The organism is Campylobacter concisus, from assembly GCF_002912425.1.
GTDB lineage: Bacteria > Campylobacterota > Campylobacteria > Campylobacterales > Campylobacteraceae > Campylobacter_A > Campylobacter_A concisus_AH.
On sequence record NZ_POYR01000113.1, the window covers coordinates 11,605 to 35,777 of the forward strand.

Here is a 24,173-nt window from a genome sequence, read left to right on the forward strand (position 1 = left end):
GCCATACTTTTAATAACTTTAAGCTTGTTATTAACTTTTATTTAATCCTTTTTTTATGATGATTTGGGTATATTGACCGATTAAAATTTAAGATTTTGAAAGGATTAAAAATGGAGCTAAAACTTGCAAGAGCCGAATTAGACGCAAAACCAAAAACGATTTCACTAGAAAAGATAGAGGCAGCTGTCGAAAAAGAGGGTCAGAAAATTTTCTATTTTGATAAAGAAAACACACATAAACAACTAATCGCCTTAGTCGAGCACTTTGAAGAAAAAGGGCTAAGCGTTTATCACAGAACCGTAAAATACGGACTTGATGATAGCGATTATATGTATGAAGTGCATATACTTTAATGAGTAAAAAGCTCTTTATCCAAACTCTAGGTTGTGCTATGAATGTTCGTGACAGCGAGCATATCATAGCCGAGCTCTCACAAAAAGAAGACTACTCCTTAACACAAAACATCGAAGAAGCTGATTTAATCCTTATAAATACCTGTTCAGTTCGTGAAAAGCCAGTTCATAAGCTCTTTAGCGAGGTTGGAGCCTTTGAAAAAGCCAAAAAAAGAGGTGCAAAGATAGGCGTTTGCGGCTGCACTGCAAGCCATTTAGGTAGTGAAATTTTCAAGCGCGCGCCTTATGTTGATTTTGTTCTTGGCGCAAGAAATGTTAGCAAGATCACAAAGGCGGTAAATACGCCTAAATTTATCTCAACCGACATCAACCACGACGAGAGCGAATACGCATTTGGCGAATTTAGAGGCTCGCCATACAAAAGCCATATCAATATCTCGATCGGCTGCGATAAAAAATGCACCTACTGCATCGTCCCACATACCAGAGGCGATGAAATTTCCATCCCCTCAAGCCTCATCTTAAAAGAGGTAGAAAAGGCCGCAAAAAGCGGTGCAAAAGAGATATTTTTACTAGGGCAAAATGTCAATAACTACGGCAAAAGATTTTCAGGCGTGCAAGAAAATATCGATTTTAGCGATCTTTTAGTGAAGATAAGCGAGATAGAGGGCGTTGAGAGGATAAGATTTACAAGCCCGCACCCACTTCACATGGATGATAAATTTCTTGAAATTTTCACAAATAACCCAAAAATTTGCAAGTCTATGCACATGCCACTTCAAAGCGGAAACACCAAAGTTTTGCGCGAGATGAAGCGCGGATACACAAAAGAGTGGTTTTTAGACCGCGCGCTAAGACTTAGAAAGATGTGCCCAGATGTGAGCATCTCAACTGACATCATCGTCGCATTTCCGGGCGAGAGCGAGAGCGAATTTGAAGATACGATGGATGTGCTTGAGCAAGTTAGATTTGAGCAAATTTTTAGCTTTAAATATTCGCCTCGTCCGCTTACAAAAGCAGCTACTTTTACAAATCAAATAGATGATAAAACCGCTTCAGAAAGGCTAATGCGCCTGCAAAATCGCCACAGCGAAATTTTAGACGAGATCGTGGCGGAGCAAAAAGATAAAATTTTTGATGTCTATTTTGAAGAGCTAAGGGCAAATGGCGGAGTTGCTGGACGAAGTTTTAACAACTTTTTAGTTCAAGTTGATGGCAGCGAGGAGCTTCTTGGCACTACGCAAAAAGTAAAGATCACAAACCCAAAACGAATGGTTTTGTATGGCGAGCTGCAAATTTAAAAACACCCTTGAAAAGGTCGCCCTAAATGTTGGCGTCTTTTTCATCTACATTTTGATGTGGCTTATTTTTCTAACCTGCAAAAAGAGCTACACTCCAAATTTCTTGCCACAAAATGGCTGCGTCGTCGTCTTTTGGCACGGCAGGCTTAGCTTTATGAGCTTTGCTTACAGGCGCTGGTGGAGCAGTCAAAACAGAAAACAAGGCAAGGTGATAATAAGCGACCACAAAGATGGCGAGCTCATCACCAGAATAATCAAATTTTTTGGCATTGGCACCATTAGAGGTAGTAGCTCAAAAGGCGGTGCAAGGGCACTAATAGAAGCCCTAAGAGAGATAAAGCAAGGTCACGACGTCATCATCACGCCAGATGGCCCACGCGGTCCAAGACATAGCGTAGCAGACGGCGCTGCGGTGATCGCACAAAAGTCATCTTGTGAAATTTATGCTCTAAATTTCGAAGCAAACTCGTTTTGGGAGTTTAAAAGCTGGGATAAGATGATACTTCCAAAGCCATTTTCAACTATAAATTTTAGCCTCTCAGCCCCTTTTAGCGTGGCAAATTTAGAACAAAAAGAGGCAAAAGAGAAGATACAAAACGAGCTTTGGCAAGCCTCGCAAAATGACGGCGGCAAGAGCGTGCTACAAAACGAAGAGGACTTTAGGTCAAATTTAAAAATTTGGTGGAAAAAATATGCGCATAAAAATCCGCAAATAAGCGATGAGATAAGAGAAATTTTGGACGAAATTTATGAAAAATAAAATTTCTATCTTTATAGCCATTTTTATAATAGCTTTCTTTGGGCTATTTTTTTACAGCGACAACTCCTATAAACTCGCTCTTGAAGCGAAATTTTACTACGAGAGTAAAGAGTATGAAAAGGCTATAAATTTAAGCCAAAAAGCCCTTGATCTTGACACATACAACAAGATGGCCGCCACCACGCTTAATCAAAGCAAGGCAGCTATGAAATTTAACTCATACATAAAAAATGGCAAAGAGTATCTTGAGCGCATCAAAAAAATGAGCCAAAATGGCGTCAGCAAGGCCGATAAAGAGCGCATCAAAATGATGTGCGATGTGATGATAGAGGATTTTGAGAGCTTAAGAAATTCTGCACTGCTTGATGATGAGCTAAAAAGAGAAGCTCTGAAGATGAAAGAGGCGTTTGCAAAACTAAAAAACGAGCTGTTTTAAACTTATTTAATCCCTTTTTAGCTAACATACCAAAAATAATGCACTAAATTTAGGAGAGTTATGTCTTTTAGCATCAAAAAGCTTTTTTCAAACCTTTTCTTAAGCGCCGTGATCGAGGGCAATGAGTGCGTTTTTTACGGTCAGGTCTTTAGAAATGGCAAGCTTATAAAAACCATAAATGCTAAATTTACAGACATAAGCATCGAAAATGTCGATGAAAAGGTCATAAAATACATAGAAGAGCAAGAGAAGGCCTATTTTGGCGTCTATATTTCGCTCTTTTTTAACGACGACTCACAAGGTGCGCTGCCTACTGCTAACTTTGACGAGTATAAAAAATTTAACATCAACACGCAAAATTTAACCAGCCTTGTGATGCAAGATAGCTGGAGCATATATGCAAATTTAAATGCTATAAGAAGATATAAAAACCTCTTTGGGCAAGGTAGTGTCGATCTTATCTACTCGCCTATCGCCCTGCTCTTTCACGAGCTTTTAAAGCGTGGAATTTCGCCAAAAACCACACTATATCTCTACATCCACTCGCACTCTTTTGCACTTGCGATATTTAAAGACAAGCAGATGAAGCTCTCGACGTTTTTAAATATGAGCGATGCTGAAGAGGGCAACGAAGAGATCGAAAGCCTAAAAGAAGAGGATATAACAGACATCGACAACCTCATTGTCAAAGAAGAAGATGGTGCAACGGCGCTTGATGATTTTAAGAGTTTGGATGATTTTTTAAGCGATGATAAACCAAAAGAATTTGAAGATCTAAACTATGAGCTAAACATGCCAACTTCGACCAATGTCGAGAAGTCAGTAGCGATCTTTGGGCGCGATATGAAGATGTTTGACTACATCGCAAAGGCCATGAAAGAATTTTATGAAAATCCGATCTACGGCGGCGATTTTATCGAGCAGATCATCGTTTTTGAAAACACAAAAACAAGCGCAACCTTTTTACAATACCTACAATCTGAGCTATTTGTGGAGACATCAAGCTATCCGATCAACACAAATCACATCATGAATGAGATCATGCAAGAAGAGATAATACTATGAAATTTAGCTTCATCACTCCAGAACCAAGACCGCTTCTATCTATCTTTAGTAAGCTCTGGCTAAGCCTCATCGGCTTTGTCTTTGTGGTGCTTTTGGTGGCAAATTTCTTTATCGTTTATAAAAACTACTCAACCAAGAAAAATATAGAATTTCTAGCAAATGAGCAAAAAGAGCTTAGCCAAAAGATAGTCACCACGGATGAAATTTCAGCCAAACTTGCCGTGCAGATAGACTCTGCAAACGACATCTTTACGTCAAATTCTATCCTAAAGCAAAGCTTGCACAACCTTTTTGACCTTGTGCCTGATAGCATCACGCTTGAAGAGGTCTTTATGGACAAAAACTCACTCATCATCCGCGGCATAACGCCAACAAAGGATGTCTTTAACCAGCTCTTAGCCTCGCCGCTAAGGTCGATTTTCACCACGTCAAACACTAGCTTTTATCAGAGCAAAAACGGCTGGTATGGCTTTATAAGCACAAATAAGATTGATAATTCTGAGGGATATAATGAGTAAAAAAGATACGAGCTTAGAAAAAATCGACCCAGTAAAGCTTTTACTTTTTATATTTGCTTTTATCATAGTTTGCTTCATTATGATATTTGGCTTTATCGTGCCAAACATAAAAGAATTTAAAAGCCTCTCAAGACAAAACTACTCGCAAACCTCATCATACACCAAGGTAAAAAACGAATTTGAAGCTAAATTTAAAGCACTTGAGGCGACAAGACAAAAAGATGGCGCTATCATCTTGGCCTATGATACAGCTTTTGATAAGGATAAATTTATAAATTTCGCATCGCAATTTTTTAGCGAAGTGAGCCTTAGCAAGATAGAAGAAGGCGAGAATAACGCAACTGAGAAGTTTTTTAGATACCGCCTAAATGTCACTAGCTCACTTAAAACCCCGCAAAAATTTTATGACTTTTTAGACGCGCTTAGTAGCTACGACAGCATCATAAAAGCCGAATTTCCTATCGTCATGAAGGGCGAAAACGATAAGATTCACACAACCTTTAACATAAAAGTTTTTGGGTTGAAGTAAGAACTCAAAGTTTACCATCAAGATAGAGTTTAACCAAAAACTCGCTATATCTTTTTCTACCAAGATAGTTTAAATGCTCCCAGTCAGATAATTCTTCATCACTAAATTTTAAATTTGTAAGATCAATAATTTTGGCATTTTTGATAGCTGATGTTATTTCATTTATATTATATTGAAGTCTTGTTCCATCAAATATTGGCTCAAATACAATAACTACTTTCACACCGCTTTTAGCCAATGGATCTATTATATATTTTTGCATGTATTTTAATGTGTTTAAATTTAGCTCTTTTAGGTCAAGTACCTTGCCATAGTTCTCTCTCGGCAATGCATTTGCAAAAAGTATACTATCGCCATTTGTACACTTTGCAACAATAAGCTTTCTATTTATGGTAAATTTTGAGTCTATTTCAAGAATATTATTTAAATTACAATCGCTATCTCTTTCAACATTAAATAATGGATGCCTTTCATCATTTGCAACCAAATCAATTATTTTATTTTTAGGCTCAAAGATATTATAAAAAACATTTAATCTATTATAGATAGCTTCAGAGTATCTTAAAAATAAATGAAAGCTTGTAAAATACTTTGGCAATGTTCTAAAAAACATTAATTTACTTGTGCCAAAATTTGCTATAAGTTCATCATTAGTATAAATTTTAATACCTCTTTCTGCATAGTCCTCAAAAAGATCACTAATTTTTATACTAAAAATAACTTTTTTTACATTAACTTTTTTAATAACTTTTGTAATAAAAGGATAATCGCCTATAAAATTGCCAGATACGCCAAAGTTATAAATACTGATATTATTATTTTTAGCAAAAAAATTTGTTGATATATGATGAAGAGTTCTACTACTCCCAACAAAAATAAGATCTTTTTTATCGATGTCATTTAATTCAAAATGCTTAGCCTTTGAAATTTTTGAAGAATTTACGAAATTAGTTTTACTTGTGCTAATATCTGAAAAAATATAAAGCACAACATCAAGCCCAACCATAGCAAAAACCACTAAAAACAGGCATAGAAATATTTTTTTCTTAAAATCTAAAGTATAAAAATTCGCTCGCATTATTAAGCCTAATTGCTAAGATTGATATAAACAAAAAGAAAGATGTTGCAAAAATTTGCCAGATAGTAAATTTAAATTTCTTATCAAATGCCATTTGCATAGAGTTTTTAAAAAGCAAAACAACCAAAAAAGCCAAAACGATAAAAAACATCTCAAGATAATTAACGTCTATTTTAAACTCACCAAAAAACATCCCTCGGATCACTTTCATAGCATCTTCAAAGCTTTTTGCCCTAAAAAATATCCATGTAAAATTTACAAAGTTAAAGGTAATGATCCAAGCAATGATTTTATTTAGTTTAAAATTTAACTTTTGCCAACATCTGTGAGTGACAATAGCAACACCATGTAAAGCACCCCAAACAACAAATGTCCAAGCAGCCCCATGCCAAAGACCGCCTATTAAAAATACTAAAAACAAATTTATATAGGTATGACATTGACCTTTTCTATTTCCTCCGAGCGGGATATAGATATAGTCTCTTAAAAAACGCGATAGCGTAATATGCCATCTGTGCCAAAAATCCTGAATATTTAAAGCCTTATACGGGGAGTTAAAATTTATAGGAAGTTTGATGTTAAAAAGTAGCGCAAGACCTATCGCCATATCACAATAACCACTAAAATCAAAATAAAGCTGAAAGGTATACGAAAGCGACGTCGCCCATGCTTGCAGAAAAGTCAAATTTCTCTCCACATCAAATCCAGCATTTGCAAAAATCGAAAAAGTATCGGCAACCACACTCTTCTTAAATAGCCCCATACTAAAAACAAAAAGTCCAAGAGCTATAAATTTATAGTTTTTTATAAGATTAAATTTATTTGCAAACTGTGGCATCATCTCTTTGTGATGCACTATCGGACCAGCAATAAGCTGTGGAAAAAATGTTATAAAAAGGCAGTAGTTTAAAAAGCTATTCTCTTTTGTTTGCTTATTGTAGCTATCGACTAGATATGCTATTTGCTGAAATGTGACAAAACTAAGCGCAAGCGGCAAAGCGATATGAAGTAGACCCAAATTTGTATTTGCTATAGCGTTTAAATTTGAAATTAAAAAATCAGCATATTTAAAATATCCAAGTAAAGTGAGGTTGCAAACTATACCAAAAATCAAAATAGTTTTACTTTGATGTTTTGCAAGAAATTTTGAAACAAGGAAGTTAAAAACAATACTTCCTAACAAAATCGGCAGATAATAAACACTCCAATAAGCATAAAAAAATAAACTAGCACTCACCAAAAAAGCTTTTGCAAGAGTGCTTAGCCTCTTTTTATTTAGAAAAAAATATACAAAAAATACAAGCGGTAAAAATGCAAATATAAAAACATATGAGTTAAAAAGCAAACTTACCCCTTACTTTTTATCCACACATTTGCCAAGTTGGCAGGCTCTTTTGTAAAGTGCGTCTGCCTTTGTTTCATCGCCACTTAGCTTTGCAAGCAAGAAGCAAGACTGCGCATACTCAAGCTCGCAGCTCTTTGCCAAAAGCTTTAAAACTCTAGCCTCAGCCTTGGTTCTATCTATCTTATGAGTTTTTAAATTTTCGCTTTCGATGTAGGATTTTAGTCCCATTGCCTCGTTGTAGCAGCCAACGCCGTCGCCACTATCGCAAGCTAGTTTATAAAGCTTTAGAGCCTTTTCGATATCTTTTTGCTCATCAACTAGCCCTTGCTCGTAAATTTGACCTAAATTTGAGCAAGCAGTCGCAAGCCCAGCGTTGCACGCCTTTTCATAGTAGCCCTTTGCCTTTACGAAGTCCTTTTCGTTGCTAAAATTTACAGCTAGGTTGTTGCAGTCGATGCTATTTCCGCTCTCGCAGTTTTGCACCATCTTCTCTTTTTCAAGCTCAAGACGCTCCGCCCTAGCCTCCTCATCACTTTGCCAAAAGCCAAAGCTCACCATCTTTTGCCACGACCAGCAGCCACTTAGCATAAAGCTAGCAGCTACGATAATCCAAAAATTTAAAAATTTTTTCACTTATTTTCCTACTTACATGCCAAGCTTTGCGCCTAGTCTTTTCATCTGTGGGCACGCCTTGTTTAGACCGCGAAAGCAAGCGACTTTGTAAATTCCATAAGCTCTCTTTTCATCCTTGTTCATGCCAAGCCCTAGCTCATACATCGCACCGATATTTGCGCAGCTTGGCAGATCTCCGGCGTTGCAAGCGTTTGTGTAGGCCTCCATCGCTAGGTAGTAGTCTTGTTTGACGATCTCGCCCTTGCGGTAGGCATTGCCTAGATGATAGCAAGCTTGCACACCGCCACTGTTGCAGCTATCTTTGTAAATTTCGACCGCTTTTTTTGGATCTTTTTTTACGCCAAGACCGTTTTCATAGAGCGTACCAAGGTTTGAGCAAGCAAGCTGCACCTTCGCATCGCAAGCCTTTTTGTAGTTTGCATAAGCGTTGTCATACTCTTTCATAAGCTCAAAATTTACGCCCAAGTCGTTGCACGCTTCAGCATCGCCGCTCTCGCACTTTGGTGTTAAAAGATCGATAGCATTTTTTGAAATTTGCTCTTTGTTTTGCACCACCTTTTCGTCCTTTGGCTGCTGCCATGAGTCATCTTGTTTTGGCGTATCCCCGATGCCGATGACATTTAAGCAGCCTGTGAAAAATAGAGCAGTTAAAAGTAGTAGATATTTTTTCATTTTTGTCCTTTTAGTATTGTCCAAACAAGTCATTTAGGGCTTCGCTGATGCTTGGGTGAGTGAAAATTTGGTTTTTAAAGAAATTTGCATTTGCTTTTAAATTCATAGCGATCGCGATCTCATTTATGATCTCATTTGCGTAGATACAGTGAAAGCTCGCCCCCAAAATCTCGCCGCTACTTGCTTCAACGATCGCTTTTAGCATGCCCACATCGTGATTTAGCACCTTTGCTCCTGGCACTGCCGCCATGCTAAGCTTTAGCTCCTTGAAATTTAGCCCAAGCTTACTAGCTTCTTTTGCATTTACGCCAACTCTTGCTAACGGAGTGTCGGTAAATAGCACATTTGCGTGGATGCTTCTGTTTTGTGTGGTGCGTTTTTTATCGCCAAAAATTTGTGAAAAAACTATCCTAAAATCATCCAAACTAGTGTAAGTAAAAAGCTCTCCGCCACGCACGTCGCCCACTGCGTAGATGTTTGATACATTTGTTTGAAGGCGCTCATTTGTCTTTATGAAGCCTTTTTCGTTTAGCTCAACACCAGCTTCTTTTAAATTTAGATCATCTAAATTTGCCACCCTGCCAAGCGCCACCAAGAACGCATCTGCCTTGATGATCCTGTCTTCACCGTCTTGTTTGAAATTTAGCGCATTGTCTTTTAAGCTCTCTATCTCGCAGCCCTCTAAAATTTCTATGCCTTGCACTTTTAGAGCCTCTTTTACGCTGCTAGCTATATCATCGTCCTCGTTTTTAAGAAGCGCTGAGCGGCCTACTATGCTTACTTTTGAGCCAAAGTTAGCAAACATCGAGGCAAACTCTATGCCGATAAATCCGCTACCAACGATGACTATATGCTTTGGTAAATTTTTTAGATCAAGCAATGTTGTGCTTGAAAAAACGTTTGAATTTGCTATTTCAAACGGAGCTTTTGCCTCTTTTGAGCCAGTGTTTATAATGATAAACTCGCCCTCTAGCAGCTTTTTCTCGCCACTTGATGTTGTAACTAGGACGCTATTTTTATCTTTAAACGAGCCAACACCATCGATCACATCGATGTTTTCTTTATCATTTAGCATCGCGTAGTTTTTAGAATTTAAAGCTGAGATTAGCTTATTTTTGTTTTCGATGCTAAGCGTGTAATACTCGTTTTCAACGCTATTGTCTGCATATATCGCCTCTTTTGAAGCTGTGATTAGACGCTTTGTCGGTATGCAGCCCACGTTTATGCAAGTGCCTCCATACATCTTTGGCGATCTCTCGATTAGCGCGACCTTTTTGCCAAGTGCAGCAGCCTTTACAGCTAGCGTTTTGCCAGCCTTACCAAATCCAATAATAACAATGTCATATTTCATTTAATTTTTCCTATTATGTAGTATGTAGTTTCGTTTATCTTTTTGATATCCATTTTGTATTTATTTGCCCAGCTTTTGATGATCTCATCAACCCGCTCTTTTATCTCTTTGACGGTCGCAACGTTTTTTATCTTTAACCTATCCTCGCTCCCGCTCATCGCTACAAAGCAAAGGTGTGGCTTTAAATGATCGTTTAGCTCGATCACACTCTTTGGCAAAAGGCCGTCAGTGTTATTTAAAATTCTACGCATATGCTCAGTGGTCGTTTCATCTATGTTGTAGCCAAGCTGTGTCAAAAGTGCGTTATGATCCATATCGTTCCTTTTTGCTTAAAATTTGCGATCATTATAAGATAAAATTCGATAAAATCGCCTAAATTTTCAAGGACAAATATGAAAAAATTTATCATTTTTCTATTTAGCATTTTACTATTTTGGGGCTGTTCGGTAGAGCAAATTTCGCAAAATTTAGGTCTTAGCGAGCCACCACTTGATCCTGAAGTAGAGCAGATAGCAGACGCCATCTATCTATACAATGAAGGCAACTACTCAAAGGCTTGCAAGAGATTTTACGACTACGCAAAAGATGGCAATGTCCTAGCCATGCAGCAAACTGGCGTTTGTTTTCGTGATGGCAAAGGCTTTAGCAAAGATATCTTAAGGGCACTTTTTTGGTTTGAGACAGCTGGCAGATACGGCAATATAGACGGGCTAAGAAGTGCTGGATACATCTACGAGTACGGCCTTGGTGTCAATCAAAATTTAGAAAAAGCGATATATTTTTACGAAAAAGCCACAAGCCTTGGCTCAAGCGAGGCCAGTTACGATCTAGGGCTTATATATCTTGGCAAAAACGACTATAAAAAAGCGAAAATTTATCTTGATGAGGCTTGCTATCACGGCAAAGAAGAGGCTTGCACGAAGCTAAAAGAGATGAAATTTTAGCTCTTAAACTTCTATTTTAAAAACTATTGTTATTTATATTATTCGTTTAAAATAATTTGTTTTTGAGCTTTATATTCATCTTCATCAATCAAACCATCATTGAAAAGCTCTTTTAGTTCAAGAAGTCTTGATTTTTTATCTATTTTTTTAGAATTATTTTCAACAATATGGTTTTCAATATTATTAGTATGCAATAAATTTTGAAGTTCGGTTATAAATCTTTTATAGCTATCCATGGATATATTATTCATAAATGGCTCATCATCCAATCCATTTTCGTAAATATCAATGGTATTAGGTACATATTTGTCCTTTTTATATTGAAATTCTGCAACATCTTTTAATTTAAACTCAGAGCTATCTTCTTTATCTAAATTTACGTACAATACTTTATTTTCTACAAGCACCAATGCTTTTTTATCACAAACAGTATTTTTGACAACAGAGCTAACAGCATCTTTTATAGTTCCAAAGAAATTTCCCAATAAATTTGACGCAGTCTTTGAAGCAAATTCACCAAAATTATTTCCTATATTTTCAATCGCATCAGCATCTGAGACCACAACACTATAAATATTCTCTTCGCTAATCAATTTTTTATCTCTGCAAAGCAAAAACAATTCTGGATTAAGCAAAAAATCATTAATATTTTTAAATATAAATCCAAACACCTTATTATTTTTGCCAAGCATACCGCTTTGTCTTACATCTTCTTCAAATTTCTCAATATCATTAAAATAATTAGAAATACATACTATTAATTCATTGGTTGCAACTATATAGCAGCTGTTATCAATATTTGTTTTTAAAAAAGTTATTTCATTAAAGTCAATTTTCTCTAATTCATCATTGCTATTTACAGTAAATATACATCCTTCTTTCATATTATCTCTATCATAATATGCGAAAACAGGATACAACTCTTCATCATCTGATTCAAATTCTCCAAGTATTTTTAAAGAAGCGCTACACCACTCATTACACACACTCTCATCTTCTTTTGGATCTATTTTTAAAAATGCCTTACAAAAGGACAATAAACACTCTAGTTCAGCTATGTCTTTAGAAAAACTAAAATCAATTCTATTAAATATTATTGGCAATTGTTTTTTAAGAATAAATTTTGAAGCTTTTAAAGAAGAGCGCAATACTTCATCAATGTCATCTATTAGCCAAATCAAACTCTTACATATTTCTATAGTAAAAGAAGTTTTTACTTCCAATATATTCAAAATTTCATCACATTCTTGTTTTGGACTTTTACTACAAAAATTATGAAAAATTTTATTGTCTACTTTTTTAAAATATTTACTATCCTTAAAAGATTCATATTTTATAAAACTACGACCTTCATCTTCACAGTATTTTATATAAATTTTGTCTTCTAAAAAATCTATATTAATTCCTTTGTCACAATACCATCCAGCCAAAACTTCTGTATCGTTCATCAAGTCATCTTTTTTAACCAATTTTTTTAGAAATTTTAAGATACTCATATTTTATATTCCTTTTTTAATGATTCAAAAAATAGATAATTCCAATAATTATTGCTATAGCCAAATAAAGTGGTTTATTATCTGTACCGCCATATTTTTCACAAGCTCGTTTTCCACAGTTATAGGCAAATGCTAATAATATTTGTTCGTCACTTAAACTTTTATCCTTAAGTCTTTCTTTAACTTCTTCAAAAGATGTTTGCTTCATGCCTTTTGAAATACCTTTTGCAATCGTTAAGCAAAAACCATTTAATACCGCAAAATACCCAAAGGCTCCAGAAAAAATAAAACTAGGAAAAAAATAAAAAAACATAGCAAGCATAGAATAAACCATCATTTCATATTGCTTTCTATACCAAAAAAATAAAAATCCACTTAAAAAAGAGCCCCAGTGCCACGATATTCCAAAAGCTTTTTCATCTGGATCAAAATGCCCTTTTTCCCTTAAATTTTCATATGCTTCATAATAGCGATTTATAGTATTTTCACTTTTTGTGTCGAGATATATTGAAAGAAGTGTCTTGCAAGCATTTTCATCCTCAAGCAAAGCATTTACTATATCTATAATATCTCTTGATTGATAGGAATTTAGTCGCATAAGTTATCCCTTCTCATGTGATTTTTAGTAGTTTTAATATCATTACTAGATTTAACCATTATTACACTCCTTGTAATATTCAAATAAAATAGTAGTATTTAAAATATTAAATTAAAATAAAATATAAAATAAATTTAATTGTAGTTTTTTTTAAAAAATCACTTAATAAAAATTGAAAAAAGTTTTAAAAACTACATATAAAACAATCAAATCTTAAAACTTAGGCTTTTACTACGCCTCAGCCTTTTGAGCGATCAAGACGCCCTCTATCATCTTTTTGATATCCCCATCAAGTATCGCGTCAGTTTGTGAGTATGCCTCGCCGCTACGGTTGTCTTTTACCTGCTGATATGGAAAAAGCACGTATGATCTTATCTGGTGTCCCCAGCCGATCTCGCTCTTTTCTACGCTGTTGCTCGCCTCTTGTTGCTTCATCAGCTCAAGTTCGTAAAGGCGTGACTTTAGCATCTTCATCGCTGTGGCTCTGTTTTTGTGCTGACTGCGGTCATTTTGACACTGCACGACGATGCCAGTTGGTATGTGCGTGATACGGATGGCTGATTCAGTCTTATTTACGTGCTGGCCGCCAGCGCCACTGGCTCTATAAGTGTCTATCTTTAGATCTTTTTCTTCGATCTCGATCTCGATATCATCATCTATCTCAGGGCTTACCATAACGCTAGAAAAGCTTGTGTGGCGGCGTCCTGCGCTATCAAATGGGCTTGTGCGAACGAGCCTGTGGATGCCATTTTCTGCTTTGAAATATCCATAAGCGTTTTCACCCTTTACGATAAAACTCACATCCTTTAGCCCTGCCTCTTCGCCCTCTTGAAAGTCCAAAGTCTCAACCTTAAAGCCCTCACGCTCGCAAAATCTAAGATACATCCTATAAAGCATGCTCGCCCAGTCGTTGCTCTCAGTGCCGCCAGCTCCTGGGTGGATCGATACGATCGCGTTTTTGCCGTCATCCTCGCCACTTAAAAGCATAGAAATTTCTAAATTTACTATCTTTTCATCTAAATTTTTAGCATCTTCAAATAAAGAATTTATAGTCTCCTCATCATTTTCAGAATTTGCTAGCTCAAAGAGCTCCTTTGCGTCGCTAACTGCTTGGTGAGCGTCGCTAAATTTAGCAAGCATATTTGAAATTTTTGTCTTTTCTTTATTTAATGCCCCAGCTCTTGCGATATCTTGCCAAAAGCTAGGGTCTTGCTCTATGGCCTCGATCTCTTTTAGCCTAGCCTTTATCTCGTCAGGCTTTACGATAGAGCCTATGTTTTCAACTTTTGTTTGTAGCTTCTTTAAAAGCTCGTTGTATTCGTAACTATCCAAGTTTTTCTCCATAAATTTTTGCCGATTTTAGCCAAAAGTTGCTTACATTTTTAAATTTACGCCCTTTTAATCCTTTTTTGTTACAATGCCAAGTTAAAATTTAGATAAAAAGAGTTAAAAATGCAGATCATAAGAACTATAAAAGAACTTGAGGAATTTGTCTCAAACGCAAGCGGTAAGATCGGTTTTGTCCCAACAATGGGCGCACTTCATGACGGACACGTTAGCCTTATAAAAAAATGTGTGAGCGAAAATGAGATAAGCATCGTCTCAACTTTTGTAAATCCAACTCAATTTCTACCAGGCGAAGACCTAGAAAAATACCCAAGAAAAGAGCAAAGCGACATCCAAATTTGCGAGCAAAACGGCGTTAGCGCTATCTTCATCCCAAACGAAAAAGAGCTTTACTTTGAAGATGAGCCTCTCATCGTCGCTCCAAAGAAGCTTTCGACCATTTTAGAGGGCAAAACTAGGCCAGGACACTTTGACGGCGTCTTAAGAGTGCTAAATAAGCTATTTCGCCTAACTCGTGCAAATAGCGTCTATATGGGCAAAAAAGACACCCAGCAGCTCATCATCGTGCAAAACATGATAAAGACATTTTTCCTAAACATCGAGCTAGTTGCCTGCGATATCGTTAGAGAGCCAGACGGCCTAGCACTTTCAAGCAGAAACGTCTATATCTGCGACGAAGATAAATGCAACGCGCTAAGACTTTCAAGATCACTAAATAAAGCACAAAATTTGATCCAAAACGGCGAAGAGGACGCGAGCGAGGTCAAGGCAAAGATGCTTGAGGTGCTTGAGCCACTAAAAGTTGATTACGTCGCGGTTACGGATAGAAATTTAAATGAAATTTCAAAGGTAGAAAAAGGCAACACCATCATCTTAGTAGCCGCCTATGTTGGCAAAACTAGGCTAATAGACAACATCTGGATCTAAAAATGCCAAAACTTCATCTTATCTCGCTTGGTTGTAATAAAAATTTAGTTGATTCTGAGATCATGCTAGGACGCTTGCAAAACTACGATATCACGGACGATATCAGCGACGCCGACGTCATCATCGTAAATACCTGCGGCTTTATCAAATCCGCCAAAGAAGAGAGCATCCAAACCATACTTGAGATGCACGAAGCTCGTAAAAATGGCTCTTTGCTGGTAGTTACTGGCTGTCTTATGCAGCGCTACAAAGATGAGCTTATAAAAGAGCTACCTGAAGTCGATCTCTTTACCGGCGTGGCGGATTATGACAAGATCGACGAGATCATCTTGAAAAAGCAAAATTTATTTAGTCCAGAAACCTACTTGCAGGCAAACGAAGAGCGCGTGATAACTGGCTCAAACTACCACGCCTACATCAAAATTTCAGAGGGCTGTAACCAAAAATGCAGCTTTTGCGCGATACCGACATTTAAGGGCAAGCTAAAATCACGCTCGCTTGAAAACATCGTAAATGAGGTCAAAAATCTAGTCAAAAAAGGCTACTATGACTTTAGCTTTTTATCCCAAGACTCAAGCTCATATATGCGCGATCATGGCGTTAGCGACGGGCTAATAAATTTAATAGACGAGATAGAAAAGATAGAGGGCGTAAGAAGCGCTAGGATACTTTACCTCTACCCAAGCACGACCAGCAAGGAACTCATTTCGCGCATCATCGCTTCGCCTATCTTTCACAACTACTTTGACATGCCTATCCAGCACATCAGCGAAAATATGCTAAAGATAATGAAGCGTGGAAGTGGTGCTAAAAAGATAAAAGAGCTTTTAAATTTGATGAGAAATGCCGAAAATTCATTCTTGCGAACTGGCGTCATCGTGGGACACCCAGGCGAGAGCGAGGAGGATTTTGACGAGCTTTGCGAGTTTTTAGAAGAGTTTAAATTTGATAGAATTTCAGCCTTTGCCTACTCAAAAGAAGAAGACACAGCCTCTTTTGAAATGGAGCAAATCCCAGCTAAAATCATCTCAAAAAGGCTAAGCAAGATAGAAAAGATCACCAAAAAAGCGATAAATGAGAGCTTGCAAAAAGAGCTTGACAAGCAAATTTACGCCACGCTTGAGGGCATTAGCAGCGAAGGCGAGATGTTTTACGCTGCTAAAAAAGATATCTGGGATAAAGATATAGACGGCGAAATTTTAATAAACGAAAGCGACGTAAAAGAGCTTGAGATCGGCTCACTCTACCTTTGCGAGGTCAGCGACGTGGTTGATCAAAAACTAGTCGCCACCATCATCAAAAAAGCAAAATGATAAGCCAAAATGTGCTTGATAGGCTAAACTTGGGCGCAAACCTGCTTGCCTTCTCGCACGGCATCGATAGCACCGCACTTTTTTACATTTTAGAAGAAGTTGGGGTCAAATTTGATCTAGCCATAGTCGATCACAACGTTAGAGGGCAGAGTAAATTTGAAGTTGAAAGCGCCAAAGAGCTTGCCAGTAAATTTGACAAAAAAATCTACATAAAAAGCGTAAATTTAGGTAAGTCAAATTTTGAAAAAAACGCGCGTGAGGCGAGGTATGAGTTTTTTGGTGAAATTTGCCAAAAATTTGGTTATGAAAATTTGATCTTAGCGCATCAGTTTGACGATAAATTTGAGTGGTTTTTGATGCAGCTTGGCAAGGGCGCTGGGCTAAAAGAGCTCTTTGGCATGAGCGAGCTTGAGAAGAGAGAGCACTTTTGGCTGGTTAGACCGCTTTTAAATTTACGCAAAAAAGAGCTTCAAAACTATCTTGATGAGCGGGGTTTGCGCTACTTTGTCGATGAGACAAATTTAGATGGCAAGCTTAAAAGAAGCTTTGTGAGACTAAATTTTAGCGAGCCGTTTTTGGACGAGTATTTTGGCGGCGTGAAAAAAAGCTTTGAGTTTTTGGAGGCTGATAGGCAAATTTTGCTGCCAAATATCACAAAGATAGATGATGAAATTTTCATTATAAAAAATGATAGCAACGTCGTTAGAGGCGTCGATATGGCGGCAAAAGAGCTAAATGTGCTTTTAAGCAAGGCTCAAAAAGATGAGCTAAGCGCAAATTTAGCAAAGCAAACAAGCGTGGTGCTAAGTGGCAAGATCGCCGTTGGCTACGCTGATGAATTTGTTTTGGTAACGCCATTTTGTAAAGCCGTAATGCCAAAAATATTTAAAGAAAAAGCTAGAATTTTAAAGCTCCCAGCGATAAATAGAGGCTATTTATTTGCAAACGGCGCTCAAATAGAAAATCTTTCTAAATTTTTTAGTAGATAGAGCGTTTTAGGCTATAAATTTGATCTACTAAAGGTTAATTTAAACTTTTTATCACCAAATTTTCTACAACGATCTTAACAAGTCTGCAAAAATTTAAATTTCTATCTGCAAATTTAATCTACAAAGGTCAAATTTAAAACTAAACTTTGCTTCAACCCTTAAACTAGAGCACCAGCTAACATTGGTATTTAGAGAAAAACTGCGAATTTGATTTTGGCTATTTTTCTCTAACATAAACTGCTTTTGCATTTAAATTTAGAGCATAAAAGCTACAAATTTGACCCACAAAAGAGCAAATTTAAAATTTCTAGCACCAAATTTTACCCTTACGATCCTAACACTAAAGCGTTAAGTCTGCAAAATTTAAAATTTCTATTGGTAAATTTATTTATTTCTAGTTTATCGCAACTATTTTTGGGCTTAAATTTAGCTACAAATTTGATCTAAAAAATCAATTTTAAAGCCTTAAGTAGCAAATTTACTCAGATTTTCAGGTAAATATCCGCTTCAACCTTGTCAAATGTGGCACTAAACCTGAAAATTTTCTATGCTAAAAGTCAAATTTATAGTCGGATCGAGTAAATTTATTAAATACAATCACACCATTTGTGATATAAATTTTTCAAGCAATGAACCAAAAAACTCTAAATTTTATATATCAAATCCTTGTTGCCAGCCAACTATCAATTTTCAGCCTTAAATTTAAAATTCGCAGCGGTCTTGCGGCTTTGAAATCGCGCATAGAAATTCGGCTTAACAATATTCATATTGCTTGCAAGCCATCAAACAAGATGATAAAACAAAAATTTGATATATGAAACTAAGCTTTATAAACGAGATAATGAATTTTGCAGCTCATTAAATTTAAGCTCAGTTGCAAATTTTAGTCTTAGCTTATGTGATTCATCAATCTCTCTAGCAAAAACTAAATTTGCGCATCACTAGAGTGTTAAAATATAAATTTGAAATTTTCAGCCAATAAGCATTTAAAAATTAATAAATTTTGTGGTTCATTAAATTTAAACTCTCATGCAAAATTTAGTCTCAACTCGTCTCTAATATCAAATTTAATAAAAGTGCTCAACAAAGTTAAATTTATAAAATCACCGCCGATCGCAACAAAAGCCAGCCTAAAAATTTAAACAGACCAGCAATTAAATCTACCTCATCAAAGCCATTTGCGTAAAATTTTATGAATTTTATTACGCACTAGGCGAGGATCTTCTCTATAAGCTCTCTTTTTAGCACAAAGTCATAGCTAAAAGCATCGACCACGACGCCAGCATAGCTACTCTCTTTTAGCATCGCAAGATACTCTTTTAGTCCTATCTCTATGCTCTCTTGTTCGCTGTCGTTTCGCCAAAGCTTCATCGCCTCTTTGCTTGTAAATGCCGGAAAATAGCTAAACTTCTCGCCCTCATCTTCAAGCAGGATAAATTTGATATTTGAGCCCTCCTCCTCATAGACCACGCCACCATCAGGCTTTGCGAGCGCTTGGTTTAAAAGCACCGGAGCAAAAAAAGTAGCCTTTTTTAAAGCCGATATCAAATTTATCTCATTTTGCTGGCTAGGATCACTTAAAAATTTATCCATCGCTTCTTGCATTTTAGCCCCTAAAAGCCTCATCTACAGCTTGGCAAATCGTGTGGATAAAAAAGATATGTGACTCTTGAATTCTTGCCGTATCGCTTGAGCTAACGACTAAATTTAGATCACATCCTTCATTCATCGCACCACCTCCTTTGCCGCTAAGTCCAAGCACTGATGCGCCCATTTTCTTGGCACTTTTTATAGCTTCAAGGACATTTTTGCTATTGCCACTCGTTGAGATCGCCACGAGCAAGTCGCCTGACTGAGCTAAGGCCTCAAACTGGCGTGAGAAAACGTAGTCAAAGCCGTAGTCGTTGCCAATGGCTGTAAGTGCCGAAGTATCGGTGGTTAGCGCGATGCCTGGTAGTGGCTGGCGCTCGCTTTTATATCTGCCAGTTAGCTCGGCTGCAAAGTGTTGAGCGTCCGCCGCAGAGCCGCCGTTACCGCATATCAGTACCTTTTTGCCATTTTTTAGCGTATCAGCCACCATCTGGCAAGCACGCTCCAAGCTACCTAGCAAATTTACATGCTCGCTAAAGGTCTTTTGATGAGCCTCGAGCTCATTTTTTATCATCGTTTTTAGCATCTTTTATCCTTTTTATTATCCCTGTTGTGCTTTTGCCCTCGACAAAGTCAATTAGCCTGACCTCTTTTACGATCTCGCTGCCAACGACCTCTTTGCCCTTGTAGTCAGCCCCTTTTACAAGCACGTCAGGCTTTATCTTTGTTATTAAATTTAAAGGCGTATCCTCATCAAATATCACGACATAATCGACAAATCCAAGCCCACTTAGCACGCAGGCTCTGTCATCTTGCGAGTTTATAGGCCTAGCCTCACCTTTTAGCCTCTTAACTGAAGCGTCTGAATTTAGCCCAACGACCAAAAGATCGCCAAGCTCCCTTGCACGGGCTAGGTATTTTACGTGTCCAGCGTGCAAGATATCAAAGCAGCCATTTGTGAAAACGACCTTTTTCTTGTCCTTTTGGCTCAAAATTTCTTCTAACTCCTCAACGCTTTTAAGCTTGTGCTCGAAATTTGCCCCAAATGAGCTATTTAGTAGCTGCTCGATCTCACTAAAACTAGCCGTTGCGCTGCCTATCTTTGCCACGACGACGGCTGCTGCGAGGTTTGCTATCTTTATCGCCTCTTTTATATCAGCTCCGTTTGCTAGCATGTAGCCAAGTGTGGCCAGCACCGTATCTCCAGCGCCAGTGACGTCAAAGACCTCTTTTGCTTTTGCCGCAAAGATGTGCAGCCTGTCGTCATATAGCGCGATGCCCTCTTCTGAGATCGTAATGATCGAATAGGTCAAATTTAACTCGTCTTTTAGCTGTTTTATCGCCTTTTCAAGCTCGGCCTTGTCTTTTATCTTTAAATTTGTAGCTTCGCTCGCCTCTTTTTTATTTGGCGTTAGAAGGGTTGCGTTTTTATACTTTGAATAGTCACTACCTTTTGGGTCAATGAGAACTGGTATTTTTAGCCTCGCGCACTCGCTTATGATCTCTTGGCAGACCTTTTCGCTAAGCACACCTTTGCCGTAGTCACTTAGCAAGACAGCCTTGAAATTTGCAAGGTTTTCTTTGACCTTTAAGACGAGCTCATCTTCTAAATTTATCTTTACAACGCTCTCTTTATCGATCCTGACAACTTGCTGATGAGATGCCATTATGCGGCTTTTTATCGAGCTTTCGCGCCCTTTTTCGGTGAGGATGAGCTCATCTTTTACATTTAGCTCAGCAAGTCTCTCTTTTATCTTTTTGCCAGCCTCGTCATCTCCTAAGACGCTAGCCACGCTCACATTTGCACCAAGAGAGAGTAAATTTCTCACCACATTACCAGCGCCACCAAGCGTGTAGGTTTCGTTATTTATCTTCACCACCTGCACCGGCGCTTCAGGCGAGATGCGATCACAACTGCCCCAGATATAGTGGTCCAGCATGAGGTCACCGACAACTAAAATTTTAACTCTCTTAGCCATTTATCTCTTCCTTATAAATTCTCTTTATCTCTGGCAAGTAGTCTTTTATCGCCTCTTCCAAGCTCCAAGTCGCGCTAAAGCCAAATGCCTCGCGAGCTGGAGCCACGTCGGCCTCTGTGTGAAACTGATAAGAGCCTAAAAATGGGTTTTTGATATATTCGTTGCCTAAATTTACGCCGATCTCGCGTTGCAAGATGTCAGCGATATCTTGAAAGCTTCTAGCCTTGCCAGTAGCTGCGTTATAGACGCCACTTGGCGCGTCAAGTGCTTTTATATTTGCGTCAATGATATCTTTTATATAGACAAAGTCGCGTTTGATCTGGTCGCTGCCCTCAAAGAGCCTTGGGGTCTTGCCAGCTAAAATTTGCAGGCCAAACTGAAGCACCATCGAGGCGGTTTTGTTTTTAAAAAACTCGCCCTTGCCAAAGACGTTAAAGTATCTTAGTCCAACCACGCTCACGCCGCGTTTTGCGTAAATTTTATTGATATTATCCATACTTAGTTTGCTAAAGCCATAGACATTATTTGGCGCTTCGCACTCGCCAACTGTTTGTGGGCTCTTTGCGTTGCCATAAGTCGCCCCCGAGCTAGCGTAGATCATCTTTGCGCCCAAACTCTCGCAGATATCAAGCAAATTTACAAAGGCATTTACATTTGTTTTTATTAGCTCATCTTGCTCTTTTACGGTCGTGTCTGAGATCGCTGCTTCGTGGTAGATGACGTCTGGGCGAAAGCTTTTTATCTTTTCAAGCGTGCTAGGATCATTAATGTCGCCAGCGTAAATTTCACCTTTAAAGCCAAGTAAATTTTTAAAATGGCCAAAGCTTTTTAGGTTGCCGTTGCTAAATGTCTCGTCGTTTCTAAATTTATCCACGACAAGCACGTGAGCGTCTTTATAATTTTCATCAAAATAGTGCGCCAAAGCTGAGCCGATAAAGCCAGCACCGCCCGTTATAACTATCTTTTTTCCGTTTAAATTCATAGTGATTTTTCCTTTTTTAGCTTATTTAAAACATCTCTTACATCTTTAAAATTTATACCATCAAGCAAGAAATTTTTGCCCACACCAGCCCTTTTGCCAGCCTCGACGTCGCTTGGTTTATCGCCTATCATGAGCGAGTTTTCAAGGTCTATGTCAAACTCTTTGCAAGCATCAAGTATCATTTTTGGATTTGGTTTTCTGCAGGTGCATTTTTGCTCTGGAGCGTGCGGGCAAAAATAGACCTTGGTGATAAAAATTTGCTCTTTTTTAAAGCTTTCAAGCATAAATTTGTTTAGAGCGTCAAACTGCTCCTGCGTGTAGTAGCCCCTGCCGATACCTGATTGATTTGTCACGACAAAGAGCTTGTAGCCAGCCTTAGCAAATTCTCTTAACGCATCAAAAATGCCATCAATAAATTTGAAATCTTTGATCTCGCAAACGTATCCAGCGTCTTCGTTTATGACGCCGTCTCGGTCTAAAAAAAGTGCTTTGTTGGCTGTTTCTTTTATCATTTGGTGATTATAGCCAAAATATTTTAACCCGCCCCTTGCAAATTTACATTTTTGTATTATAATGCCGGCACGTTTTTTAAAAAGGATGACAAATGAAAAAACTACTAATCGTTTCAAGTGTTGCAGCACTACTTTCAACTGCTGCTTTCGCTGCAGATGGCGCTACTATCTATAAAAAATGTGTTGCCTGTCATGGCGCTAAAGCTGAAAAAGTTTTTAATAACAAAGTTCCAGCTTTAACATCACTTGACGCAGCAGCTATCGAAGCAGCTCTAAAAGGCTACAAAACAGGAGCAAATAAATTTGGTCTTGGTGCTATGATGAAACCTATCGCTACTCCAATGAGCGATGAAGATGCAAAAGCAGTAGCTGAATACATCCAAACTTTAAAATAATCACAGGGGCGCTCGCCCCTTTTTCTACAAATTTAAACTCACACCAAATTTCAAAAGCTCTTTTGGCAGGTAATCGTCTAAATTACCGATCTTGTCGTTATCTATCTCTATTAAATTTAGATTATATTTTTTATAAATCTCTATCTTTTTCTCTTTCTAGATACGCCTCATCATCTTCATATCCCCAAAATTCTATATAAACCTTGCCTTTTGGTATATAAAAGTCACAATAGACATCTTCTTTTATCGGCACTCTTTTTTCATAAGCGTAGGCTATGCCCTCAGCAAAAGTTTTCACTAAACGTATCAGCTATATTTCTTTGGTTAAATTTTACGTAAGATTTTTGGCGCAGCTTTCACCTGATAAATTTTGTTATCAAATTTATTAAAATGACAAATATTATAATAGGCAGCGCAAAGCTAAAAAACGCTGGCAACATAGTGGATAGTAAATTTGCCGTATCAAAAATTTGCATTTTTATGGTGCAGTAAGAGTGAATTTAAATTTTAAATGATAAATTCTGGCTCAAATTTTGTCCCATTTACTCTGACAACTCTTGCTGGTATGCCTACTACTGTTGCGTTTGCTGGGACATTTTTTAGCACGACTGAGTTTGCGCCGATCTTAGCATTTTCACCGATAGTTATGGCACCAAGTATCTTTGAGCCAGCAGCGATAGTGACGCCATTTTTAACGGTTGGATGGCGTTTGCCACACTCTTTGCCAGTGCCGCCAAGTGTGACTTGATGATACATCATCACATCATCACCAACCTCGGCCGTCTCGCCGATAACCACGCCCATGCCATGATCTATAAAAAATCTCCTACCGATCTTAGCACCCGGGTGGATCTCGATGCCTGTTAGAAATCTTGCTATTTGCGAGATGAGTCTAGCTAGAAAAAACCACTTTTTCTCATATAAAAAATGAGAAATTTTGTGAAATAAAACCGCATGGATGCCAGGAGTGTTTATAAGTATCGCCAAAAAGCAACAACTATGCACCGATGGGTCTTTTTCACGGACGGTTTGAACTAGTTCTTTTAGACTCTCCCACATA

At 37.7% G+C, this 24,173-nt stretch carries 28 protein-coding genes; 12 read left to right on the forward strand and 16 right to left on the reverse strand.

Annotated features, from left to right (window positions below):
- The first annotated feature begins 110 nt into the window (after positions 1-110).
- Genes CYP84_RS05775 through CYP84_RS05805 form a run of 7 tightly spaced genes read left to right on the forward strand, consistent with a single transcriptional unit; the run spans position 111 to position 4,962 of the window.
- A complete protein-coding gene (locus CYP84_RS05775; protein ID WP_002941786.1) occupies positions 111-353 on the forward strand; it encodes an HP0268 family nuclease in 243 nt (80 codons plus the stop codon).
- Complete coding sequence (gene miaB / locus CYP84_RS05780) at positions 353-1,654, forward strand: tRNA (N6-isopentenyl adenosine(37)-C2)-methylthiotransferase MiaB (protein ID WP_103636954.1); 1,302 nt, start codon at positions 353-355, stop codon at positions 1,652-1,654. Before CYP84_RS05775 ends, miaB begins: the two co-directional genes overlap by 1 nt.
- Positions 1,635-2,414: a lysophospholipid acyltransferase family protein gene (locus CYP84_RS05785; RefSeq protein ID WP_103636955.1), complete on the forward strand. Its 780-nt coding sequence runs from the start codon at positions 1,635-1,637 to the stop codon at positions 2,412-2,414. The genes miaB and CYP84_RS05785 overlap by 20 nt, the downstream gene beginning before the upstream one ends.
- The gene (locus CYP84_RS05790; RefSeq protein WP_103611717.1) at positions 2,404-2,850 is read left to right on the forward strand and encodes a hypothetical protein; all 447 of its coding nucleotides are present in this window, start codon (positions 2,404-2,406) and stop codon (positions 2,848-2,850) included. The genes CYP84_RS05785 and CYP84_RS05790 overlap by 11 nt, the downstream gene beginning before the upstream one ends.
- 60 nt (positions 2,851-2,910) lie before the next feature.
- Positions 2,911-3,915, forward strand: coding sequence for a hypothetical protein (locus CYP84_RS05795; RefSeq protein ID WP_103611718.1), 1,005 nt, complete (start codon positions 2,911-2,913; stop codon positions 3,913-3,915).
- A complete protein-coding gene (locus CYP84_RS05800; RefSeq protein WP_002941847.1) occupies positions 3,912-4,433 on the forward strand; it encodes a membrane protein in 522 nt (173 codons plus the stop codon). Before CYP84_RS05795 ends, CYP84_RS05800 begins: the two co-directional genes overlap by 4 nt.
- Entirely contained in the window at positions 4,426-4,962 is a 537-nt protein-coding gene (locus CYP84_RS05805) for a hypothetical protein (RefSeq protein WP_002942078.1), read from the forward strand. The genes CYP84_RS05800 and CYP84_RS05805 overlap by 8 nt, the downstream gene beginning before the upstream one ends.
- A 4-nt stretch (positions 4,963-4,966) precedes the next feature.
- Here CYP84_RS05805 and CYP84_RS05810 read toward each other — a convergent pair whose 3' ends face one another.
- The 6 genes from CYP84_RS05810 to CYP84_RS05835 are packed head-to-tail and all read right to left on the reverse strand — an operon-like array spanning position 4,967 to position 10,355.
- Positions 4,967-6,040 (reverse strand): hypothetical protein, encoded by a 1,074-nt coding sequence (locus tag CYP84_RS05810; protein WP_103636956.1) that lies wholly within the window; start codon positions 6,038-6,040, stop codon positions 4,967-4,969.
- Positions 6,009-7,385 (reverse strand): MBOAT family O-acyltransferase, encoded by a 1,377-nt coding sequence (locus CYP84_RS05815; RefSeq protein ID WP_103611442.1) that lies wholly within the window; start codon positions 7,383-7,385, stop codon positions 6,009-6,011. Before CYP84_RS05815 ends, CYP84_RS05810 begins: the two co-directional genes overlap by 32 nt.
- Before the next feature lie 9 nt (positions 7,386-7,394).
- A complete protein-coding gene (locus CYP84_RS05820; RefSeq protein ID WP_103636957.1) occupies positions 7,395-8,018 on the reverse strand; it encodes a tetratricopeptide repeat protein in 624 nt (207 codons plus the stop codon).
- A gap of 12 nt (positions 8,019-8,030) precedes the next feature.
- Positions 8,031-8,690, reverse strand: coding sequence for a tetratricopeptide repeat protein (locus CYP84_RS05825; RefSeq protein WP_087582363.1), 660 nt, complete (start codon positions 8,688-8,690; stop codon positions 8,031-8,033).
- A 10-nt stretch (positions 8,691-8,700) separates the two neighbouring features.
- Entirely contained in the window at positions 8,701-10,041 is a 1,341-nt protein-coding gene (locus tag CYP84_RS05830) for a dihydrolipoyl dehydrogenase family protein (RefSeq protein ID WP_103636958.1), read from the reverse strand.
- On the reverse strand, positions 10,038-10,355 hold the full coding sequence (locus CYP84_RS05835; protein WP_012139947.1) for a hypothetical protein: 318 nt from the start codon (positions 10,353-10,355) through the stop codon (positions 10,038-10,040). Before CYP84_RS05835 ends, CYP84_RS05830 begins: the two co-directional genes overlap by 4 nt.
- A 78-nt stretch (positions 10,356-10,433) precedes the next feature.
- Here CYP84_RS05835 and CYP84_RS05845 point away from each other — a divergent pair, with 78 nt between their 5' ends.
- Entirely contained in the window at positions 10,434-10,985 is a 552-nt protein-coding gene (locus tag CYP84_RS05845) for a tetratricopeptide repeat protein (protein WP_103636959.1), read from the forward strand.
- A 38-nt stretch (positions 10,986-11,023) separates the two neighbouring features.
- Here CYP84_RS05845 and CYP84_RS05850 read toward each other — a convergent pair whose 3' ends face one another.
- From CYP84_RS05850 to prfB, 3 genes are all read right to left on the reverse strand, one after another.
- Positions 11,024-12,481 (reverse strand): SHOCT domain-containing protein, encoded by a 1,458-nt coding sequence (locus CYP84_RS05850; RefSeq protein ID WP_103636960.1) that lies wholly within the window; start codon positions 12,479-12,481, stop codon positions 11,024-11,026.
- Between the two features lie 16 nt (positions 12,482-12,497).
- A complete protein-coding gene (locus tag CYP84_RS05855) occupies positions 12,498-13,079 on the reverse strand; it encodes a hypothetical protein (protein WP_103636961.1) in 582 nt (193 codons plus the stop codon).
- A 231-nt stretch (positions 13,080-13,310) separates the two neighbouring features.
- Complete coding sequence (prfB, locus tag CYP84_RS05860; protein ID WP_103630274.1) at positions 13,311-14,411, reverse strand: peptide chain release factor 2; 1,101 nt, start codon at positions 14,409-14,411, stop codon at positions 13,311-13,313.
- Positions 14,412-14,531: 120 nt separating this feature from the next.
- Here prfB and panC point away from each other — a divergent pair, with 120 nt between their 5' ends.
- Genes panC through tilS form a run of 3 tightly spaced genes read left to right on the forward strand, consistent with a single transcriptional unit; the run spans position 14,532 to position 17,655 of the window.
- Entirely contained in the window at positions 14,532-15,353 is an 822-nt protein-coding gene (gene panC / locus CYP84_RS05865) for a pantoate--beta-alanine ligase (protein ID WP_103636962.1), read from the forward strand.
- A 2-nt stretch (positions 15,354-15,355) separates the two neighbouring features.
- Positions 15,356-16,666: a 30S ribosomal protein S12 methylthiotransferase RimO gene (gene rimO / locus CYP84_RS05870; protein WP_103636963.1), complete on the forward strand. Its 1,311-nt coding sequence runs from the start codon at positions 15,356-15,358 to the stop codon at positions 16,664-16,666.
- On the forward strand, positions 16,663-17,655 hold the full coding sequence (tilS, locus tag CYP84_RS05875) for a tRNA lysidine(34) synthetase TilS (RefSeq protein ID WP_103636964.1): 993 nt from the start codon (positions 16,663-16,665) through the stop codon (positions 17,653-17,655). The genes rimO and tilS overlap by 4 nt, the downstream gene beginning before the upstream one ends.
- A gap of 1,209 nt (positions 17,656-18,864) precedes the next feature.
- On the opposite strand, the gene CYP84_RS05880 is transcribed toward tilS, so the two are convergent.
- The 5 genes from CYP84_RS05880 to gmhB are packed head-to-tail and all read right to left on the reverse strand — an operon-like array spanning position 18,865 to position 22,718.
- On the reverse strand, positions 18,865-19,260 hold the full coding sequence (locus CYP84_RS05880; RefSeq protein ID WP_103636965.1) for an SseB family protein: 396 nt from the start codon (positions 19,258-19,260) through the stop codon (positions 18,865-18,867).
- Position 19,261: 1 nt separating this feature from the next.
- Positions 19,262-19,831, reverse strand: a complete 570-nt coding sequence (gene gmhA, locus CYP84_RS05885) for a D-sedoheptulose 7-phosphate isomerase (protein ID WP_103596131.1) — start codon at positions 19,829-19,831, stop codon at positions 19,262-19,264.
- Positions 19,806-21,224 (reverse strand): D-glycero-beta-D-manno-heptose-7-phosphate kinase, encoded by a 1,419-nt coding sequence (gene rfaE1 / locus CYP84_RS05890; RefSeq protein ID WP_103636966.1) that lies wholly within the window; start codon positions 21,222-21,224, stop codon positions 19,806-19,808. The genes gmhA and rfaE1 overlap by 26 nt, the downstream gene beginning before the upstream one ends.
- On the reverse strand, positions 21,217-22,206 hold the full coding sequence (rfaD, locus tag CYP84_RS05895; RefSeq protein WP_103636967.1) for an ADP-glyceromanno-heptose 6-epimerase: 990 nt from the start codon (positions 22,204-22,206) through the stop codon (positions 21,217-21,219). The genes rfaE1 and rfaD overlap by 8 nt, the downstream gene beginning before the upstream one ends.
- The gene (gmhB, locus tag CYP84_RS05900) at positions 22,203-22,718 is read right to left on the reverse strand and encodes a D-glycero-beta-D-manno-heptose 1,7-bisphosphate 7-phosphatase (RefSeq protein ID WP_103606965.1); all 516 of its coding nucleotides are present in this window, start codon (positions 22,716-22,718) and stop codon (positions 22,203-22,205) included. The genes rfaD and gmhB overlap by 4 nt, the downstream gene beginning before the upstream one ends.
- Positions 22,719-22,810: 92 nt before the next feature.
- Between gmhB and CYP84_RS05905 the strand changes: the two genes are divergently transcribed.
- Positions 22,811-23,113, forward strand: coding sequence for a c-type cytochrome (locus CYP84_RS05905; protein ID WP_009294052.1), 303 nt, complete (start codon positions 22,811-22,813; stop codon positions 23,111-23,113).
- A gap of 130 nt (positions 23,114-23,243) precedes the next feature.
- Here the strand turns inward: CYP84_RS05905 and CYP84_RS11040 are convergent, their stop codons facing one another.
- The gene (locus CYP84_RS11040; protein WP_258033904.1) at positions 23,244-23,411 is read right to left on the reverse strand and encodes a hypothetical protein; all 168 of its coding nucleotides are present in this window, start codon (positions 23,409-23,411) and stop codon (positions 23,244-23,246) included.
- Positions 23,412-23,620: 209 nt separating this feature from the next.
- The gene (epsC, locus tag CYP84_RS05915; RefSeq protein ID WP_002941946.1) at positions 23,621-24,172 is read right to left on the reverse strand and encodes a serine O-acetyltransferase EpsC; all 552 of its coding nucleotides are present in this window, start codon (positions 24,170-24,172) and stop codon (positions 23,621-23,623) included.
- Position 24,173 lies beyond the last annotated feature (1 nt).

Excerpts from the sequence above, each read along its gene's own strand:
- CYP84_RS05845 (WP_103636959.1), top strand. The coding sequence starts at position 10,434 with ATGAAAAAATTTATCATTTTTCTATTTAGCATTTTACTATTTTGGGGC.
- CYP84_RS05805 (WP_002942078.1), top strand. The coding sequence starts at position 4,426 with ATGAGTAAAAAAGATACGAGCTTAGAAAAAATCGACCCAGTAAAGCTT.
- rfaD (WP_103636967.1), bottom strand. The coding sequence starts at position 22,206 with ATGAATTTAAACGGAAAAAAGATAGTTATAACGGGCGGTGCTGGCTTT.
- CYP84_RS05795 (WP_103611718.1), top strand. The coding sequence starts at position 2,911 with ATGTCTTTTAGCATCAAAAAGCTTTTTTCAAACCTTTTCTTAAGCGCC.
- CYP84_RS05855 (WP_103636961.1), bottom strand. The coding sequence starts at position 13,079 with ATGCGACTAAATTCCTATCAATCAAGAGATATTATAGATATAGTAAAT.
- CYP84_RS05790 (WP_103611717.1), top strand. The coding sequence starts at position 2,404 with ATGAAAAATAAAATTTCTATCTTTATAGCCATTTTTATAATAGCTTTC.
- gmhB (WP_103606965.1), bottom strand. The coding sequence starts at position 22,718 with ATGATAAAAGAAACAGCCAACAAAGCACTTTTTTTAGACCGAGACGGC.
- CYP84_RS05830 (WP_103636958.1), bottom strand. The coding sequence starts at position 10,041 with ATGAAATATGACATTGTTATTATTGGATTTGGTAAGGCTGGCAAAACG.
- CYP84_RS05785 (WP_103636955.1), top strand. The coding sequence starts at position 1,635 with ATGGCGAGCTGCAAATTTAAAAACACCCTTGAAAAGGTCGCCCTAAAT.
- CYP84_RS05775 (WP_002941786.1), top strand. The coding sequence starts at position 111 with ATGGAGCTAAAACTTGCAAGAGCCGAATTAGACGCAAAACCAAAAACG.
- panC (WP_103636962.1), top strand. The coding sequence starts at position 14,532 with ATGCAGATCATAAGAACTATAAAAGAACTTGAGGAATTTGTCTCAAAC.
- rfaE1 (WP_103636966.1), bottom strand. The coding sequence starts at position 21,224 with ATGGCTAAGAGAGTTAAAATTTTAGTTGTCGGTGACCTCATGCTGGAC.
- CYP84_RS05835 (WP_012139947.1), bottom strand. The coding sequence starts at position 10,355 with ATGGATCATAACGCACTTTTGACACAGCTTGGCTACAACATAGATGAA.
- CYP84_RS05800 (WP_002941847.1), top strand. The coding sequence starts at position 3,912 with ATGAAATTTAGCTTCATCACTCCAGAACCAAGACCGCTTCTATCTATC.
- CYP84_RS05905 (WP_009294052.1), top strand. The coding sequence starts at position 22,811 with ATGAAAAAACTACTAATCGTTTCAAGTGTTGCAGCACTACTTTCAACT.
- CYP84_RS05825 (WP_087582363.1), bottom strand. The coding sequence starts at position 8,690 with ATGAAAAAATATCTACTACTTTTAACTGCTCTATTTTTCACAGGCTGC.
- CYP84_RS05810 (WP_103636956.1), bottom strand. The coding sequence starts at position 6,040 with ATGCGAGCGAATTTTTATACTTTAGATTTTAAGAAAAAAATATTTCTA.
- epsC (WP_002941946.1), bottom strand. The coding sequence starts at position 24,172 with ATGTGGGAGAGTCTAAAAGAACTAGTTCAAACCGTCCGTGAAAAAGAC.
- rimO (WP_103636963.1), top strand. The coding sequence starts at position 15,356 with ATGCCAAAACTTCATCTTATCTCGCTTGGTTGTAATAAAAATTTAGTT.
- gmhA (WP_103596131.1), bottom strand. The coding sequence starts at position 19,831 with ATGCTAAAAACGATGATAAAAAATGAGCTCGAGGCTCATCAAAAGACC.
- miaB (WP_103636954.1), top strand. The coding sequence starts at position 353 with ATGAGTAAAAAGCTCTTTATCCAAACTCTAGGTTGTGCTATGAATGTT.
- CYP84_RS05880 (WP_103636965.1), bottom strand. The coding sequence starts at position 19,260 with ATGCAAGAAGCGATGGATAAATTTTTAAGTGATCCTAGCCAGCAAAAT.
- tilS (WP_103636964.1), top strand. The coding sequence starts at position 16,663 with ATGATAAGCCAAAATGTGCTTGATAGGCTAAACTTGGGCGCAAACCTG.
- CYP84_RS05850 (WP_103636960.1), bottom strand. The coding sequence starts at position 12,481 with ATGAGTATCTTAAAATTTCTAAAAAAATTGGTTAAAAAAGATGACTTG.